Origin of the sequence: Sphingopyxis sp., from assembly GCF_050725615.1 — a bacterium.
Lineage (GTDB): Bacteria > Pseudomonadota > Alphaproteobacteria > Sphingomonadales > Sphingomonadaceae > Sphingopyxis.
The window spans coordinates 32599-49790 of sequence record NZ_JBOHHU010000001.1 but is presented as its reverse complement, the minus strand read 5'-3'; the positions used below and the strand labels follow the sequence as shown (position 1 = coordinate 49790).

Genomic DNA, 17192 nt, shown 5'->3' with positions numbered 1-17192 from the left:
GAGGAATAGAGCGATGAGCAAGGACAAGACCGAAGCCGCCCCGCCCAAAAAGGGCAAGATGAAGAAGCTGCTGATGATCACCGTCGGCGCCGTGGCGCTGATCGGCGCCGGGGTCGGTGCGGGCCTCTATTTTGGCGTCGGCATGGCGGCGGAAGCCCCAAAGCCCGAGGATCATTATCCCAAGCTCGTCGTGCGCGATCCGGCGGCGGAACCCGCCGCCAAGGGCGAAGGCGAAGAAGCCGCGGCGCCGAAGGTCGGCACCGTGTCGGTCCCCAACGACAAGTATAAGGTCGACCCGCGCAAATATGAGATCACCTACTATCCGATCACCCAGGCGTTCACCACGAACCTCGCCGACGGGTCGGGTTTCCTGCAGATCGGGATCAGCCTGTCGACCTATTATGACGGCAAGGTCATCGCCAACATCGAACGGCAGGACGTGCCGATCCGCTCGGCGGTGCTGATGGTGCTCGCCGAACAGGACCCCGCCCTGCTCTCCACTTCGCACGGCAAGCAGCAGCTCCAGCGCCAGCTGACCGGCGCGATCAACACGGTGCTGCGCGACAAGGAAGGCTTTGGCGGCATCGACAATGTCTATTTCACGAGCCTGGTGATCCAGTGACCAGCAAGGGCAATCCTTTCAAGGCGCCGAAAGCGCCGGTCGCGAAGCCGGTTTCCGACGCAGCGGCCGATGACGCCAAGGCGTCATTGCTGCTGCGCAAGGCCGAGGGCGGTTACGCCTTTCCGCTGCTCGACGGCGTCGCCAACCAGTTCGCCCGCAGCTTGCGCGAGCTGATCCGCGCGCTCGGCGCGCCGACGGTGCAGGTCGAACGGCAGGCGGCCGAGGTTGTGCGCTTCGCCGACTGGACCGCCGCATCGGCGCCGGCGATCTTCTGGCGCTATCACGCGCCGCCGCTCAAGGGTCCGGTGCTGCTCGCCGGCGCGCGTCCGCTGATCCTCCAGCTCGTCGACATCTTCTATGGCGGCAAGGGCCAGCTCGGCGCCGAACGCGAAGAGCTGACCGATGCCGAGGAACGCTTCGCGGCGCGGCTCGGCCGCGACATGGGATTGCAACTCGCGGCGGCATGGGACGACAAGCTCGCCATCGCCCCCGAACTCGACTGCGTCACCGGCGATCCCGCCAAGCTGGCAGCCGTGCGCGCCGACGACGAACTCTATGTCCAGCGCTTCGCCCTGCGCGGCGGCAAGCTCGACGGCCGGGTCATCACCTGCGCCTATCCGGTCGCCGCATTGCGCGGCATCGCGGGCGCCGAACCCGCGCCCGAAGCGCGCGAGATGAGCCCCGCCGATGCAGCCTGGACCGCGACGCTGAGCGGCGCGTTGAAGGAGGTTCGCCTCCCCGTCCGCTCGGTTCTCGCCCGACCCGAAATTTCTTTGGTCAAACTGCTCGGTTTGGAGGTCGGTGATATCATTCCGTTAACCATTCCGCGCAATGTTCCGGTAACCGTCGCAGGCCGCAGTTTCGCGGCCGGCAGCATCGGCGAGGCCAATGGGAATGCAGCCATAATGATCGAGCATATCGAAAAAGGATCGGACCATGAGTGACATGAGCGAAGGCGCCGGTCGCCGCGACCGCCGCGACGCGAAGGACATGGCGATGGCGCCCAATTTCGACCTGCTCGCCGGGGTCTCGCTGCGCGTTTCGGTCGAGGTCGGATCGACGAGCATGACGCTCGCCGACCTGCTCGCCCTGTCCGAAGGCAGCGTCGTCGAACTCGACCGCGCCGCCAACGAACTGCTCGACATCTATGCCAATGGCACGCTGATCGCGCGCGGCGAGATCGTCAATGTCGACGGCCGCTATGGCATCCAGGTCGCCGAAGTGGTCGCCCCCGACCGCGGCCTCGCCGGTTTCGACCGGAGGGCCTGATGTTCGAATATATCCTGCGCCTGCTCATCCTGCTGCCGCTCGTCGGCGGCATGGCGTGGGGCAGCCTTTGGCTGTGGAAAAAGGTCCAGATGGGCACGCTCCAGCTTCCCGGCCAGAACGCCAAACGCGCCCGCGCGATCGAGATGATCGACGTGATGCCGCTCGGTCCCGGCACCAAGCTGACCGTCGTCGAATTCGCCGGCCAGCGCATCCTGCTGTCGGTCTCGCGCGGTACGGTCACCCGCCTCGCCGACAACAGCCAGGGCGATTTCCATGTCGACTAAACATAGTTGGCTGCGCGCTGCGGCGATCGCCGGCGGCCTCGCGCTGCTCGTCGCGGCGCCCGCCGCCTATGCGCAGGAAGCGAGCGGGCTCAGCCGCGCGGTGAACGAACTCGGCGGCGATGGCCGCCCCTTGTCCTTGTCGCTCCAGATCCTCGTCCTGATGAGCTTGTTGACGGTCCTGCCGTCGCTGCTGCTGATGATGACCAGCTTCACGCGCATCATCATCGTGCTGTCGATCCTGCGCCACGCGCTCGGGCTGCAACAGACGCCGCCGAACCAGGTGCTGGTCGGGCTCAGCCTGTTCATGTCGCTGTTCGTGATGGCGCCGGTGATCACCGAGGTGAACCGCGTCGCGATCGAACCCTATGGCCAGGAACAGATCGATATCGGCACCGCCGTCGTCCGATCGGGCGATTCGCTGCACGCGTTCATGCTCACCCAGACGCGCAAATCCGACCTGATGATGTTCGCCAAGATCGCCAAGGCGCCAAGCTATGCCAGCCCCAAGGATGTGCCCTTCTCGATCCTGCTCCCCGCCTTCGTCACCAGCGAACTCAAGACCGCCTTCCAGATCGGCTTCCTGATCTTCCTGCCTTTCCTGATCATCGACCTGATTGTCGCCTCGGCGCTGATGTCGCTGGGCATGATGATGCTGTCGCCAACGATCATATCCATGCCTTTCAAGCTGTTGCTCTTCGTCCTTGTCGACGGATGGGCGCTGACGATGGGCTCGCTCGCCTCCTCTTTCGGGACCTAGCGATATGGAGGCCGATTATTTCATCGGGGTCGCGCAGCAATCGCTGTGGATCCTCGCGCTCGCGACCGCGCCGTTGCTCATCCCGATCCTGATCGTCGGCGTGCTGCTCGGCATGGTGCAGGCGGCGACGTCGATCAACGAACAGACGCTCACCTTCATTCCCAAGCTGATCGTCGCCGCGGTCTGCCTCGCGATCTTCGGCGGCAGCATCCTCGTGCTGCTCACCGATTTCACCCGCGAGATTTTCGCGCAGATCCCGACGCTGGTGCGTTAGCCCAAGCCCTATGAACCCCGCCGACATCCCGAATGTGGAGGCAATGCTGCAGCTCTGGATGCTCGGCATGATCCGCCCCGGCGCCTGTTTTCTGGCGGCGCCGGTGTTCGGCGCGACCAATGTTCCGGTCCAGCTTCGCCTCGTCATCGCACTCGCGGTCGGCGTGCCGGCGGTCGCGGCGTCGGGCATGACGCTACCGCCCGAGGGGATCGTCTCGGTCCCGGGATTCCTGCTGGTGATCGGCGAAGTCCTGATCGGCCTCGCCATGGGTTTCGTGCTCCAGATGGGGCTCGCTGCGGCCTTGATCGCGGGCGAAACGATCAGCAACGCCATGGGCCTCGGCTTCGCGTCGATGATCGATCCGCTCAGCGGCGCGTCGAGTTCGGCGATCGGACAATTCCTGTCGATGCTCGCGACCGCGATCTTCCTCGCCGCCGATGGCCATCTCGTGCTGATTTCGATCATCGTCGACAGCTATAACGCGCTGCCCCCCGGCAACGCCTTCCCCTCCTGGGAGACGATCGGCGGCATCTTGCGCTTCGGCAGCCTGATGTTCGCCGCCGGACTGACGATCGCCCTGCCCGTCGGTTTTGTGCTGGTGCTGGTGCAGATCATCATGGGCGTGATCGGCCGCTCGGCCCCCGCGCTCAATCTGTTCGCGGTCGGCATTCCCGCCACGCTGCTGGCGGGCGTCGTCCTGCTCGGCGTCGCCACCCCGGTGATGGCCGAGGGGCTGGCGATGATCCTGTCCGACGCGCTCGACGCCGCGCGCATGGTCGCGGGGATCTGAGCCATGTCCGGGACGACCGACAAGGACCAGAAAACCGAACTTCCGACGCCGAAGAAGCTCGCCGACGCGGCGCGCGACGGCGACATATTGCAGTCGCGCGAATTGGCGACGGCGCTGATGATGCTCGTCGCGGGTGGCTGGCTGGTCGCCGCCGGCGGCTGGTTCGTACAATCGGCGGGCGATCTGCTGTCGCGCGGGCTGACGCTCGATCGCGGCGACATCACCGATTTCGCACCGGGCGAGGCCTTGCTGCGCAACGGGGTCGATATCTTGTTGCCGCTCGCGAGCCTGTTCGGCGCCGCGCTGCTCGCGGCTTTTGCCGGCCCGGCGCTGCTCGGCTCGATGGGCTGGCGCGGCAAGGCGCTCGAATTCAAGGGCAGCCGCATCAACCCGATGAGCGGGCTGAAGCGCATGTTCGGCGCGCAGGGCGCGACCGAGCTGGTCAAGGCGCTCGCCAAAGTGCTGCTGCTCGGCGGCATCGGTTACTGGCTGGTCGCCAAGAATCTGCCCGCGATCCTGCATCTCGCGTCGAGTGACCTGCGCAGCGCGATCGGGATGGCGGGTCAGGTAATCGGCCATTCGGTGCTGGTGATGGCGGGCGGGCTGGTCGTCATCGCGCTGATCGACGTGCCGACGCAATGGATGCAGCGCCGCAAGCGGCTGATGATGAGCAAGCAGGAAATCAAGGACGAGAGCCGCCAGTCCGACGGCGCCCCCGAACTCAAGCAGGCGCAGCGCCAGCGCGCGCACGAGATGCTGAGCGGGTCGGCGCGCAAGGCGGTGTCCGAGGCGACGGTGATCCTGACCAACCCGACGCATTTCTCGGTCGCGCTCCGCTATCGCCCCGGCATCGACGCCGCGCCCGTGGTCGTCGCACGCGGACGCGGCGACGTCGCGCTGGCGATCCGCGAACTCGCGCGCGGCACCGCGGTGCCGATCCTCGAATATCCGCAGCTCGCCCGCGCCATCTATTTCACCGCGCGCGCCGGGCGCGTGATCCCCGAGGAATTGTTCGTCGCGGTCGCCACCGTCCTCGCCTTCGTCTTCCGCCTCGAACGCGCGGTCGCCGACGGTCTGGCGCAGCCCGACATCAAGGTGCCGGCGTCGCACTGGTTCGATGCAGATGGGCGCAAGCAGGGTTAGGGGCGCTTTCGGGGGAGGCGCGACCCTTATGGCATCGTCATCCTGAACTTGTTTCAGGATCCATGGTCTGCCGTTTCCTTCAGCGCGGCGTCGGACGGGAGTTCAGGCCATGGATGCTGAAACAAGTTCAGCATGACGAGATTTGAACGGCAGCTTCCTTCTCCAAAACCGCCCTGCCGCAGCTTAAACTCCCCCCCGCGCTGCCGTTAACAAGTGCGAAGGATATCGCGCATGGTCAGCTCTATCGCCAACAGCCTCGGTTTCGGATCGGGGATCGACACCAAGCAATTGGTCACCGACCTCGCCGCCGCGTCGCGCGAGCCCAAGGTCGCGCGCATCACGACGCTGGCCAAACAGAATAATGCCCAGATCAGCGCGCTGGCGCAGGCCAAGTCCGATCTCGACGGCTTCGCCGACTCGCTGGGCCAGATGGTGTCCGACGGCACGTTGCGCAGCACGCCGACCGTCTCCGACGACAGCGTGCTGGGCGCCACCGCCCGCGCCGGCATGACCGCCGACAGCTTTTCCGCCACCGTCGAAGTCACCCAACTCGCGCGGGCGCAGACCGTCTATTCGGGCATCGTCGCCGACAAGAGCGCGGCGATCGGCCAGGGCACGATGACGCTGACCGTCGGGGGGGTCGCCAGGACGATCACCATCGGCGCCACCAATGACAGCCTCGACGGGCTCGCCAGTGCGATCAACGCCAGCGGCGCCGGGGTCACCGCGTCGATCGTCGCCGACGACGGCGGTTATCGCATGATCCTGAAAGGGCCGACCGGCGAGGCCAATAGCTTCACGCTGGACACCGCCACCCCCGCCCTCACCGGCTTTGCCTATGGCGCCGGCGGCGGCATGACGCTGGGCCAGAGTGCCGCCAACGCCAATTTCACCATCGACGGCGTCGCCTTCAGCCGCGCGAGCAACATCGTCGACGATGTCGTGCCCGGCATGTCGCTGACGCTGAAAAAAGCCGCGCCCGGCCAGCCGGTCGACATCGGCGCCAGCCGGCCGCTCGACATCATCAAGCAGACCGTCGGCGATTTTGTCTCGGTCTATAACCAGATGAAGGCCAGCCTGTCGTCGGCGGGCAGCCAGTCGGGCGCGACCGCCGGGCTGCGCGAACTCGAACGCGAATTGCAGGCATTGGTCGGCAAGGTGCTGACCAGTCATGGCAGCATCAACAAGCTGACCGACATCGGGATTTCAACGACGAGGGACGGCCTGCTGTCACTCGACAGCGCGAAGCTCGAAAAGGCGCTCGCGGCCGACGCCGGCGCGGTCGAGGCCTTGTTCAACCCGCGCCGTGACGCGACGCACACCGAGACGAGCGATCCCGGCATCGCCTTTGCCCTCGACGCGATCCGCGACAAGGCGGTCGCCACTGACGGCGTCATCGACCGCGTCTCCAAATCGCTCGCCGCCAAGAAGGAGAGCCTCGCCGAGACGCTTGAAAAGATCGAGCTGCGCGAGGATGCCTATGAGGCGCGGCTCGAAAAGCAGTTCGGCGGGCTCGATGCGAAGCTCGCAGCGTTCAAGGCGACCCAATCCTATCTCGAGCAACAGATCGAGATGTGGAACAACCAGAATAACAATTGAGGGCGATCGCCATGGCAGCCACCGCCTCGACGGTCCGCGCGACCGGAACCTATCGCCGCATGCAGAGCGAAAGCCGCGCGGCGGGCGCCGACCCGGTCGAACTGGTCACCATGCTGTACGACGAGCTGGAGATCGCGATCGGCGTGCTCGCCGCGATGGTGCGGCAGGGCCAGCCAATCTCGGCCACCGAACCCGCGCACCGCGCGCGCGCGATCCTGATCGGGCTCGACGCCGGGCTCGACCACCAGGCCGGCGGCGACGTCGCGGGGGCGCTGTCGCGCGTCTACAGCAGCATGCGCCGCAAGCTAGACAAGGCGGTCGCCGCGAACAGCGCCGAGGATCTGGATGAATTGCTGGAAGGCGTGAAGACCGTCAGCGGGGCGTGGCGGCAGCTCAGGTAGCCGTCGCATTGAAGGTTTTCGGACGCTGCCGAAAAGCCGACCTATAAATCCCGTTTGTGTCGAGCGACGTCGAGACACGTTTGGCGAGTGCCCGGCTTCTGGGTGTCTCGACTTCGCTCGACACAAGCGGAGATAGAGGGCGGCGTGAAATCCAATCCGAGGCCACCATCAGGCCCGACGCAGCATCCCCCAAATAACTTCGGCACCGGCCCGTTCCTTTCTCCATCGCCAAGGTGGGGACTGGCGGCGGGAGAGGAACGAACCGGTGCCGATTCAGCGGCACTGACACGGGTGGGGACGGTCAGGCTGCCTGTTGCTGAACTCCATATTTGCGCATCTTTTCGATGAGCGTGGTGCGCTTGAGCGTCAGGAGACGCGCGGCTTCCGAAATGATCCCGTCGGCCAGGTCGAGCGCAACATGGATCTGCTCGAGCTCGATCGTCTCGATCTCGCGCTTCAAATCGATCGGGCGGCCCGGGGCCGGCGCCTTGGCGAAGGGCATCGCCGGCGTGCTATCGTCCGCGCTGGCTTCAGCCGTGACATAGCCGGTGGGGATGGCCTGTCGCGGCTGAAGCGCTGCGGTGGGGTTCAAAAGGATGGCGACGTCGTCGGCGCCGAGCGTTTCGCCGCCGTGCAGCACGCTGGCGCGCTCGACGAAGTTGCGCAGTTCGCGGACATTGCCGGGCCAGCGATGCTGCATCAGCAGGTGCATCGCGTCATCGTCGAAGCGGCACTTGAGCTCGCCGGGCATCTTGCGCTGGAAATGGCGGATCAGTGCGGGAATATCCTCGACGCGGTCGGCCAGGCTCGGGACCTGGAGGACGACCACGCCGAGCCGGAAGAACAGGTCTTCGCGGAATTTGCCATCGGCGATCGCGGCGCCGAGATCCTGGTGGGTGGCCGAAATGACGCGGACGTCGACGGCCTTCACATCGCTGCTGCCGACACGGACAATCGTCCGTTCCTCGAGCACGCGGAGCAGTTTGACCTGCATGTCGAAGCGCATGTCGCCGATTTCGTCGAGGAAGAGCGTGCCGCCCTCGCTCGCTTCGAAATGGCCGATGCGGCGGGCGTGGGCGCCGGTGAAGCTGCCCTTTTCATGCCCGAAAAGTTCGGATTCGATGAGGTCGCCGGGGATGGCGCCGCAGTTGATCGCCGAAAAGGCCTTGCCCGACCGGGCGCCTTCGTCATGGATCGCGCGGGCCACCAGTTCCTTGCCCGAGCCCGAGGGGCCGCAGAGCATGACCGAGGCGTTCGAACGCGCCACCCGGCGGATCATGTCGCGCAGTCGCTGCGCCGCAGGGCTGTGCCCGATGATCAGCATTTCCAGGGCAGCCTGGTCGCTGCCGTTCCCCACCTTGGTCATTTCGATCTCCACCGCGCCCCCCGAATTCGGCGCTTTTCGATGAACCAAGAGATTGCGGAATCTGGTAAACAAAAGACTAACCAAACCGGCCTAACTCATTCAAATATAAGAGTTATTGCCAATCTGGCAGCAATGGTGGCGGATGTGTGTTGTTAACCAATGGAACGCTGCCAGATTGGCACCAATTGTCGCCGCTAATTGTTTCCCGCATCCCAGCCGAGGGTGATCGAGATGCGGCGGTTGCGCGGATCGAATCGGTCGGAGGGCACATAGGGCTCGGTATCGGCCACCCCCTCGATGCGGGCGAAGCGGTCGGACCCGATGCCGCGATAGGCGAGATATTGGCGCGCCACTTCCGCTCGCTCGACCGACAGGCGCCAATTGTTGGTGCCCGATTTGGCCGACCATTGGCTGGCATCGGTGTGGCCGCGGATCATCACCTGGTTCGGGACCCCGGCCACGATCTCGGCAATCTGCGCGAACAATCTGGTCGCTTCGGGCGTCAGCTGGTTGGTGCCGACGACGAACATCGAAAAATCGGCGTCGTCGACGATGTCGATACGCAGCCCCTCACGCGTTTCGGTGAAACGGATGTTGGGTGCGAGGCGGCGGATCTCGGCCTTGGCCTGGACCTCGCGCAGCAGCGACTTGGCGAGCTTCACGAAATTGGCGCGCTGGATTTCGCGGCCCGATGCTTCGCGCGGACCGCCTTCCGCATCGCGGGGAATCGTCATCGACTTGGTGCCGGTCTGCGCCGCGCCGTGCGGATATTTGTCGGCCGCCACCAGCGAGTCCCCGCCGAACAGGCCGTTCGAGCCCGCCGTGTCCTGTTTCGACTGGACGATCGTCGGCGCGAAATAGTCGGCGAGCGCCTTGCGCTGCTTCTCGGTCGTCGCGCCGAGCAGCCACATGAGGAGGAAGAAGGCCATCATCGCGGTCACGAAGTCGGCATAGGCCACCTTCCACGCGCCGCCGTGATGGCCGCCATGCGGCGCCTCGATGATCTTCTTGACGATGATCGGGCGCAGCGGGGTATTTGGACGCGCCGCCATTACCGGCCCCGCATACCGTCGAACACCTCGGCAAAGCTCGGCTGGTTGTCATGGTCGACCCCCGACCGCGCGGCCTCGATCACCAGCGGCTGCGGGTGACCGTGGAGCGACGCGATGATCAGCTGCTTCACCGTGTGATAGATGGCGGCGTCGCTTTCGATCACCGCGCGGGCGCGCGTCGCGAACGGACCGACCAGACCATAAGCGAGCAACACGCCGAGGAAGGTGCCGACCAGCGCCGAGCCGATCATGCCGCCGAGCACCGCCGGCGGCTTGTCGATCGAGCCCATCGTCTTCACGACGCCAAGCACCGCCGCGACGATGCCGAGCGCCGGCAGCGCGTCGGCGAGGCTCTGCAACCCGTCGGCGGGCTTGATCGCATGGTGGTGGTGGTTCTTGATCGCGCTGTCCATCACCTCCTCGACCGCATGCGGGTCGAGCGTGCCCGACGACACGACGACGAGGCGGAGCGTGTCGCAGATCAGGTGGACGAGCGTCTGGTCCTTGGCGAGTTTGGGATATTGCTGGAAGATCGGCGAACTCGCCGGATCCTCGATATGCGGTTCGACCGCGACGGGTCCCTCGGTGCGCATCATCTTCATCAGCGTCGAGACGAGCAGGATGCAGTCGAGATAGTCGGCCTTCTTGTAGGTCGGCCCCTTGAACACCTTGCCGAAGCCGCCGCCAAGCGCCTTCAGCTCCTTGCCCGAATTGCCGATGATGAGCGATCCGACCGCAGCGCCGCCGATGATCAGCATTTCGTGCGGCAGCGCGTGCATCACGGGACCGAGATTGCCCCCGGTCAGCGCAAAGCCCCCGAACACCAACACCAGCAGAACAACGATGCCGATTACGGGAAACATGCGCGGTGGGCTCCTGTTGGGGCGAAACCCCAGCAAGTGGGGACGTCTTGATGATTAACGGCAGCGGCGGCGAAAGATTTAGGGCGAAGCGCCCCGGCTCAGCTCAAAATGTCTAACAAGGTCTGACGGTTGATCCGCGCGAAGGCCGCCTGTGCCGCGTCGAGCGTCAATTTCTGGGCGTTGAGTTCGGCGATCGCCACCGACAGATCGGTGTCCTCGACCGCCGACCACTCGTCCGACAGGCTGATCCCGCGTGCTTCCAGACTGTCGCCGATGCGTTCGAGCCGCCCCGCCGACAAGCCCATCGCGGCGCGCTGGTCGGCGACATGCGAGATGGCACTGGTCAAGGAGGTCAGCGCCGTGCCGATCGCGGCGCTGTCGCCGGCGGTGATCGCGCCGACCGCGTCGCGCAGCCCGGTCGACAGGCTGTTGCCGCCGACGACGAAGGCGGTGCTGGCCGAGGGCACCGGCGCGAAGCTGATATCGGCGTCGAAGCGCACCTGTTTGGCATTGCTCGCGGCGAACAGCGGCTCGCCGTTGGAATCGCGCGTCGCGGCGAAGCCGTCGATCTCGTCGGCGATCGCCGACAGTTCGGCGGCGATGCTCGCGCGGTCGGCGGGATTGGTCGTGGCGTTCGCCGCCGACAGCGTCAGTTCGCGCGCCCGCGTGAGCAAATTGCTGACCGAGCCGAGCGCGGTGTCGGCTTGCGACACCTGCGCGCTCGCGGTCTTGACGTTGGCGGCCCAGGTCGTGGTGCTGGCCTGCGCCTTGCCGATCGTCGCGATGCGGCGCGAGGCGACCGGATCGTCCGAGGCGCGCAGCAATTTCTTGCCGCCCGAGATTTGCGTCTGGATGCGGTCGAGCTGATCCGACAGTTTCGACTGGCGCGCAATTTCGCGCGTCATGCGGTTGCCCACGGCGTTGATCATCGCGCGGTCCCTTCCTCTATCTTCAGATCGCGCTGAGCAGCGCTTGCATCGTCTCGCGCGCGACCTGGATCGTGCGCGCGGCGGCGGAATAGGCTTGCTGGAAGCGCAGCAGGTCGGCGGCTTCCTGATCGAGGTCGACCCCGCTGACATTGTCGCGCGCGGCGGCGGCGCCGTCGGCGCGGGTCCAGGCCGCACTTTCCTGCGCGCGCGCCGAAGCGGTCGCCTGCGCCTGTTCGGCGAGGCGGCCCGACCAGGCGGCTTCGGGATCGTTCGCGCCGCGCATGGCGCCGAGGCTCAGCATATTGCCGTTCGAGCCGCTGGCGTTCGCCGCCGCGACCTGATCGGGCGTCAAGGACGTAGCGGTCAGCGTCGCCGCAGTCGTGCCACTGAACAAAGGCTGGCCGGCGTCGCCATTGGCATCGGTGCCCGCCTGATGCGCGGCATTGAGCTGGGCCGCGAACTGCGCCGCCGCCGCATCGAGCCCGGCACGCTGGTCGGCGACATGATCGGCGGCCTGCCCCAGCCCGGCGAGATTACCAGAGCTTGGGTCTATGCTGTTGCCCGCCACCGAGAAGGCCAGCCGGCCGTCGGCAGCACTCGCCACCGCGACATGGGTCACCGTCGCATTGCCGACGAGCGTGTCGCCCGACGGCGCGGCGCGCAAGGTCACCGTACCGCGATCGTCATAGCTCGCGCTCACCGGCATCTGCGTCGCAATCTGGTCGACCAGCCGGTCGCGTTCGTCGAGCAGGCTCGCCTCGTTGGTCGAACCCGGGCGCGCCTTGCGCAGCCCGTCGTTGATCCGTTCGAGCGCGTCGAGATTGGTGTTGAGTTCGCCGACCGCCGTCTGGGCGGCGCCCGAAATGCCGTCGGACATGTCCGCCAAGGTTTTCGCCGTACTCTGGAACCCCGCAGCGACGTCCTTCGCCGCCTGCAGGAATTCGGCGCGCAGCGTCTTGTTGTTCGGATCGGCGGTCAGCTTGTCGGCGGTGGTGAACAGCTTGGTGAGGTTGGTCGAAATGCCGTTGCTGTCGTCGCTCAGCGCGTCTTCGGCGCGGTTCATCCACGACAGACGGGTCGCGGCGCGCGTTGCATCGCTTTCCGACACGCGGGCATCGTCGATCAGCCATTTGTCGACCGAACGCGAAAGACCGCCGATCGTGACGCCGCCCGGGCTGACGTTGCGGCTGACCAGCGCCGATTGGGTGCCGCCCGCCGTTTCGCGCAGCGCAAGGGTGCGCCGCGCGTAACCGGGGGTCTGGGCGTTGGCGATATTGTCGCCGATCGTCGACATCGCGCGCGAATAGGCCTTGAGCCCGCTCGCGCCGATGCTGAGGAGATCGCTCACTGGACGCCTCCGCCAAGGCCGCTCGGACCACTGCCGGCAAGGCCCTTGAACTGGCGCTCGACCATGTCGGCGATGCCGAACTGGCGCATCGCGGCGATGCTGTCGGCGGTCTTGGCGTCGGCCATTTCGCGGAAATTGTCGGTCGCGCTCGACCCGAAGACATCGTCGCCGAGCTTGGCCTGGCGCATCGACGCCATCAGCTGGCGCAGGATGACCGCCTCGAACGCCTCGGCCGCCTTGCGCAGTCCGCCGTCGCCGCCGCCGGCGGCCGCCGGCGTGGGACCGATCGAAGAAATGGGCGTCGTCATATGATCACCAATTCGGCTGTGAGCGCGCCGGCCTGGCTCAGCGCCTCGAGGATGGCGACAAGGTCGCCGGGAGGAACGCCCATGCGATTGATCGCATCGACGAGTTCGGACAGCGACGCGGTCGGCTTGACCAGCATCATCGGGCGATATTCCTCGGTGACATCGACGTCGCTCGACTGTTCGACGGCGGTCTCGCCGCGGCTGAACGGCGCGGGCTGGACGACGGTCGGCGATTCCTTGATCGAGACGGTCAGCTTGCCCTGCGACACCGCAGCGGTGCCGACACGCACCGCGCCGTTGATCACCACCGTGCCGGTGCGGGCGTTGACGATGACCTTGGCCGGCGGCTCGGCGCGCCGGACGCCGAGATTCTCGATCTGCGACATCAGCCGCATCCGCGCGTCGCCGCCGCCGCTGGCGCGGATCGCGATGCTGGCGCCGTCGATCATCGTCGCGGTGCCCGGCAGGGCGGCGTTGATCGCATCGGCGACGCTCTTGGCATTGGTCGCATCGAACTGGTGGAGGTTGAAGGTCAGCATTTCGCTGCTGGCGAATCCGGTATCGACCGCGCGCTCGACGGTGGCGCCGCCCGCGATGCGGCCGCTCGACGGCACATTGACCGTCAGCTTCGACCCGTCGGCGGCATCGACGCCGAGCCCGCCGATGACGAGATTGCCCTGCACCATCGCATAGATCTGGCCGTCGGCGCCATAAAGCGGCGCAAGCACGAGCGTGCCGCCGCGCAGGCTCTTGGCCTTGCCGATCGCCGAGACGGTGACGTCGAGACGCTGGCCGGGCTTGGCGAAGGGCGGCAGTTCGGCGGTGATCATCACCGCCGCCGCATTCTTGAGCGCCGGGTTCACCCCCGGCGGCAAGGTCAGGCCGAAACGCGACATCGCGCCCTTCATGCCCAGCGTCGAATAATCGAGACTGTCGTCACCGGTGCCCGCGAGCCCGACGACGAGGCCGTAGCCGGTGAGCTGGTTGGCGCGCAGGCCCTGGAACTGGCCCATGTCCTTGATCCGCTCGGCTGCGGCGGGCGCGGCGAAGGTGAAGCTCGCGACCAGGAGCGCAATGAAGGCGAGGATGGCGTGGCGCATGGGCACGGCGATGATCCCTTTGTCTCTAGAACGGGCTGATGATCGAGAAGAAGCGTTGCAGCCAACCCTGCTGGCTGGCGCGGGCGATCTCGCCCTTGCCGACGTAGCGGATGTGGGCGTTGGCAACGCGGGTCGACAGGATGCGGTTGTCGGGGCTGATGTCGATCGCGCGGACGATGCCCGAGATCTGCACCCGCTCGTCGCCGCGGTTGAGGGTGAGCAGTTTCTCGCCCTTCACCAGCATCGTGCCGTTCGGATAGACGGCGGCGACGGTCACGCTGACCTCGCCCGACAGCGTGTTCGACTGGGCGGCGTCGCCCTTGCCCTTGAAATTCTGGTTGCCGCCGGCGGCGACGTCGCTGGGGTTGAACAGCGACAGCGGCCCCGTGGTCGGCGGGGTCAGCCCGATGCTGCCGTCGCGCGTCGTCCCGGCGCTGTTGCTCTTCGCCGCGATCGTGCGTTCGACGAGCTGGATGGTCAGGATATCGCCGACCTGCCCCGCGCGGCCACCCGAGGTCAGCGCAACATAGCTGCCCTGAAAGATCGAGCCATTGGCCGGCGGCGCCGGCGGAGCCGGGTCGGGCATGGTGACCGCAAAGGCGTCGGGCGCGATCTTGTCCTTCTTCGCCTCGACCGCCGTCGGCACGGCGAGCAGGATCAGGAAGGCCGCCTTAGAGAGTCTGCGTGGCATTTTTCATCATCTCGTCGGTGGCCTGGATCATCTTGGAATTGACCTCGTAGGCGCGCTGGGTCTCGATCATGTCGACGAGTTCCTCGACGACATTGACGTTCGATCCCTCGAGCATGCCGCCGCGCAGCGTGCCACGCCCTTCCTCGCCCGCCGCGCCGACCAGCGGCGCGCCCGAGGAGGCGGTCTCGACCAGGATATTGTCGCCGATCGCCTGCAACCCCGAGGGATTGGCGAAGCGCGCGATCTCGATGCGGCCGAGTTCGGTCGCTTCGGCCTGCCCCGCGACCTGCGCCGAGACGGTGCCGTCAGCGCCGATCGAGACGCTCGTCGCATCCTCCGGGATCTGGATCTGCGGCTGGACCGGTTTGCCGTCGGGGGTGATGATCGTGCCGTCGGCCGAGCGGTTGAAATTTCCCGCGCGGGTGTAGCCGGTGCGACCATCGGGCATCTGGACCTGAAAATAGCCCGCGCCCTCGATCGCGACATCGAGCGCATTGCCCGTCGTCTGCAACGTGCCCTGCGTATCCATGCGCGAGGTGCCCGCGAGTTCGACGCCGGTGCCGAGGTTCAGACCCGTGGCATAGCGGTTTTCGGCCGAAGAGGGCGCCCCCGCCTGCGTCATAATCTGATAGCCGAGCGTCTCGAAATTGGCGCGGTCGCGCTTGAAACCCGTGGTGTTCACGTTGGCGAGGTTGTTCGCGATCACCTGCATCCGGAAGCCCTGGGCATCCAGACCGGTTCGCGCGACGTGCAAGGCACCAAAGCTCATCTATTTTCTCCTTAACGGGGCAGCGCCATCAGGTTCGCGGTCGCGCTGTCCATGTCGCGTGCGTCGCTGATGAGCTTGAGTTGCGAATCCCAGGCCTTGCTGGCCTCGATCATGTCGACGAGGGCGACCGTCGCGGTGACGTTCGAGCCCTCGATCGAGCGGGTGATGACGCGCGCTTCGGGATCGTCGGGCAGGATGCCGCCGCCCTTGACGCGGAACAGGTTGTCGAGGCCCTTGACGATCTCCGACCCCGTCGGGGTCGCGAGGCGGAGCCGATCGACCTCCTGCGGATTTTCGGGATCGCCGCCGGCGGGCACGATGAACACGCGCCCTTCCTGGTCGACCTTGATCGAGTCGGCGGGCGGGATGGTGACCGGGCCCTGCGAACCCTGCACCGGATGACCGTCGCCGGTGGTCAGCAGTCCGCTCGGCGACACCTGAAGGTCGCCGCGCCGGGTATAGGCTTCCTCGCCGTTCGGCGCCTGGACGACAAGCATCGCGTCGCCCGCCATGGCGACGTCGAGGTCGCGGCCGGTCGCGGTGATCGTCCCGGCGCGCATGTCGGCGCCGACGACTTCTTCGGACGAGACGGCGCGGCTGTCGGCGCCGCTGCCGTGCAGCCACAAGGTCTGCGCTTCGGCCAGGTCGGCGCGAAAGCCGGGCGTCTGCGCATTGGCGAGATTGTTGGCGATCGCCGTCTGCCGGGCCATGCTGCCCCGCATCGCGGTGAGGCTGGTATAGATGACGCGGTCCATATGGTTGCTCCCGGCAGGCGGCGATCAGGATCGGATCAGCGGAGGCCGATGATCGTCTGGGTCAGCGCGGACGCCCCCTCGATCGCCTTGGCATTCGCCTGGAAATTGCGCTGGGCCGCGATCAGCATCACCAGTTCCTCGGTGATATCGACGTTCGAGCGTTCGAGCGCGCCCGACTGGAGCGTGCCCATCGGGCCGTTGGTCGCGGCGTCGATCGTCGGCGGGCCGCTGTCGCCGGTCGCCTGCCAATGCGCGTCGCCGACGGGGCGGAGGCCCTCCATCGCGGGGAAGGTCGCCATCGCCACCTTGCCGAGCTTCTGGTTCGAGCCGTCGGCGAAGGTCGCCGTGGCCAGCCCGTCGAGACCGATCGACACATTGACCAGCGCGGCGTCGGGGTTCCCCGCGGCATGTTGCGGCACGACGAGATCGGTCGTCGAGGCGAGGTCGCGGCTGGTGACATTGCCGTCGGCATCGACGGGCAGCAGTTGCAGCGTCGCGCCGGTCGAGTCGACGACGCGGCCGTCCTCGAGCGGCGAGAAGGCGCCGTTGCGGGTATAGGTGACCTGGTTGCGCGGCGGTTCGCCCTTCACGACGAACATGCCGTCGCCGATGATCGCCATGTCGAACGTCTTTTCGCTCGATTCATACGATCCCTGCGTGAACTGCTGGGTGATGCCGCTCAGCCGCGTGCCCTGCCCTGCGACCGTCTTGGTCGACTGGTTCGGCGAGGCGGCGAAGATGTCGCCGAACTGCGCCTTGCTGCGCTTGAAGCCGATCGAGCCGGCGTTGGCGATGTTGTTCGAGACGACCGACATTTCGGTCTGGGCGCCCTTGAGGCCCGAAAGCGAGGTATAGAAAGACATGGGTTCGGC

21 protein-coding genes are annotated in these 17192 nt (G+C 66.4%); 10 read left to right on the top strand and 11 right to left on the bottom strand.

Going from position 1 to position 17192, the window contains the following annotated elements:
• Positions 1–13 precede the first annotated feature (13 nt).
• From ACREB7_RS00260 to ACREB7_RS00215, 10 genes are all read left to right on the top strand, one after another.
• Positions 14–622: a flagellar basal body-associated FliL family protein gene (locus ACREB7_RS00260; RefSeq protein WP_431590298.1), complete on the top strand. Its 609-nt coding sequence runs from the start codon at positions 14–16 to the stop codon at positions 620–622.
• Entirely contained in the window at positions 619–1566 is a 948-nt protein-coding gene (locus ACREB7_RS00255) for a FliM/FliN family flagellar motor switch protein (RefSeq protein ID WP_431590297.1), read from the top strand. Before ACREB7_RS00260 ends, ACREB7_RS00255 begins: the two co-directional genes overlap by 4 nt.
• Positions 1559–1891, top strand: a complete 333-nt coding sequence (fliN, locus tag ACREB7_RS00250) for a flagellar motor switch protein FliN (protein ID WP_056349467.1) — start codon at positions 1559–1561, stop codon at positions 1889–1891. The genes ACREB7_RS00255 and fliN overlap by 8 nt, the downstream gene beginning before the upstream one ends.
• Positions 1891–2175 (top strand): flagellar biosynthetic protein FliO, encoded by a 285-nt coding sequence (locus tag ACREB7_RS00245; RefSeq protein ID WP_431590296.1) that lies wholly within the window; start codon positions 1891–1893, stop codon positions 2173–2175. The genes fliN and ACREB7_RS00245 overlap by 1 nt, the downstream gene beginning before the upstream one ends.
• The gene (gene fliP / locus ACREB7_RS00240; protein WP_431590295.1) at positions 2165–2932 is read left to right on the top strand and encodes a flagellar type III secretion system pore protein FliP; all 768 of its coding nucleotides are present in this window, start codon (positions 2165–2167) and stop codon (positions 2930–2932) included. Before ACREB7_RS00245 ends, fliP begins: the two co-directional genes overlap by 11 nt.
• 4 nt (positions 2933–2936) lie before the next feature.
• Positions 2937–3206 carry a flagellar biosynthetic protein FliQ gene (locus ACREB7_RS00235; protein WP_431590294.1) on the top strand — a complete coding sequence of 90 codons (270 nt, stop codon included), beginning with the start codon at positions 2937–2939 and terminating at the stop codon, positions 3204–3206.
• A 10-nt stretch (positions 3207–3216) separates the two neighbouring features.
• On the top strand, positions 3217–3996 hold the full coding sequence (gene fliR, locus ACREB7_RS00230) for a flagellar biosynthetic protein FliR (RefSeq protein WP_431590293.1): 780 nt from the start codon (positions 3217–3219) through the stop codon (positions 3994–3996).
• Positions 3997–3999: 3 nt separating this feature from the next.
• Positions 4000–5139 (top strand): flagellar type III secretion system protein FlhB, encoded by a 1140-nt coding sequence (flhB, locus tag ACREB7_RS00225; RefSeq protein ID WP_431590292.1) that lies wholly within the window; start codon positions 4000–4002, stop codon positions 5137–5139.
• A 231-nt stretch (positions 5140–5370) separates the two neighbouring features.
• Positions 5371–6738, top strand: a complete 1368-nt coding sequence (gene fliD, locus ACREB7_RS00220; RefSeq protein ID WP_431590291.1) for a flagellar filament capping protein FliD — start codon at positions 5371–5373, stop codon at positions 6736–6738.
• 11 nt (positions 6739–6749) lie between these two features.
• Complete coding sequence (locus tag ACREB7_RS00215) at positions 6750–7139, top strand: flagellar protein FliS (protein WP_431590290.1); 390 nt, start codon at positions 6750–6752, stop codon at positions 7137–7139.
• A 301-nt stretch (positions 7140–7440) separates the two neighbouring features.
• Here the strand turns inward: ACREB7_RS00215 and ACREB7_RS00210 are convergent, their stop codons facing one another.
• The 11 genes from ACREB7_RS00210 to ACREB7_RS00160 all read right to left on the bottom strand — a co-directional run bounded on the left by ACREB7_RS00210 (position 7441) and on the right by ACREB7_RS00160 (position 17183).
• The gene (locus ACREB7_RS00210; RefSeq protein WP_431590289.1) at positions 7441–8505 is read right to left on the bottom strand and encodes a sigma-54 interaction domain-containing protein; all 1065 of its coding nucleotides are present in this window, start codon (positions 8503–8505) and stop codon (positions 7441–7443) included.
• Positions 8506–8699: 194 nt separating this feature from the next.
• A complete protein-coding gene (locus ACREB7_RS00205; RefSeq protein WP_431590288.1) occupies positions 8700–9557 on the bottom strand; it encodes a flagellar motor protein MotB in 858 nt (285 codons plus the stop codon).
• A complete protein-coding gene (motA, locus tag ACREB7_RS00200) occupies positions 9557–10420 on the bottom strand; it encodes a flagellar motor stator protein MotA (RefSeq protein WP_431590287.1) in 864 nt (287 codons plus the stop codon). The genes ACREB7_RS00205 and motA overlap by 1 nt, the downstream gene beginning before the upstream one ends.
• 98 nt (positions 10421–10518) lie before the next feature.
• Positions 10519–11349 (bottom strand): flagellin, encoded by an 831-nt coding sequence (locus tag ACREB7_RS00195; protein WP_431590286.1) that lies wholly within the window; start codon positions 11347–11349, stop codon positions 10519–10521.
• 22 nt (positions 11350–11371) lie between these two features.
• A complete protein-coding gene (gene flgK, locus ACREB7_RS00190; protein WP_431590285.1) occupies positions 11372–12697 on the bottom strand; it encodes a flagellar hook-associated protein FlgK in 1326 nt (441 codons plus the stop codon).
• Complete coding sequence (locus tag ACREB7_RS00185) at positions 12694–13005, bottom strand: rod-binding protein (protein ID WP_431590284.1); 312 nt, start codon at positions 13003–13005, stop codon at positions 12694–12696. Before ACREB7_RS00185 ends, flgK begins: the two co-directional genes overlap by 4 nt.
• Positions 13002–14105 (bottom strand): flagellar basal body P-ring protein FlgI, encoded by a 1104-nt coding sequence (locus ACREB7_RS00180; RefSeq protein ID WP_431590364.1) that lies wholly within the window; start codon positions 14103–14105, stop codon positions 13002–13004. The genes ACREB7_RS00185 and ACREB7_RS00180 overlap by 4 nt, the downstream gene beginning before the upstream one ends.
• Before the next feature lie 25 nt (positions 14106–14130).
• A complete protein-coding gene (locus tag ACREB7_RS00175; RefSeq protein WP_431590283.1) occupies positions 14131–14796 on the bottom strand; it encodes a flagellar basal body L-ring protein FlgH in 666 nt (221 codons plus the stop codon).
• Positions 14777–15565, bottom strand: coding sequence for a flagellar basal-body rod protein FlgG (gene flgG / locus ACREB7_RS00170; protein WP_431590282.1), 789 nt, complete (start codon positions 15563–15565; stop codon positions 14777–14779). Before flgG ends, ACREB7_RS00175 begins: the two co-directional genes overlap by 20 nt.
• 11 nt (positions 15566–15576) lie before the next feature.
• Complete coding sequence (locus ACREB7_RS00165) at positions 15577–16320, bottom strand: flagellar basal body rod protein FlgF (RefSeq protein ID WP_431590281.1); 744 nt, start codon at positions 16318–16320, stop codon at positions 15577–15579.
• A gap of 35 nt (positions 16321–16355) precedes the next feature.
• On the bottom strand, positions 16356–17183 hold the full coding sequence (locus ACREB7_RS00160; protein WP_431590280.1) for a flagellar hook-basal body complex protein: 828 nt from the start codon (positions 17181–17183) through the stop codon (positions 16356–16358).
• Positions 17184–17192 lie beyond the last annotated feature (9 nt).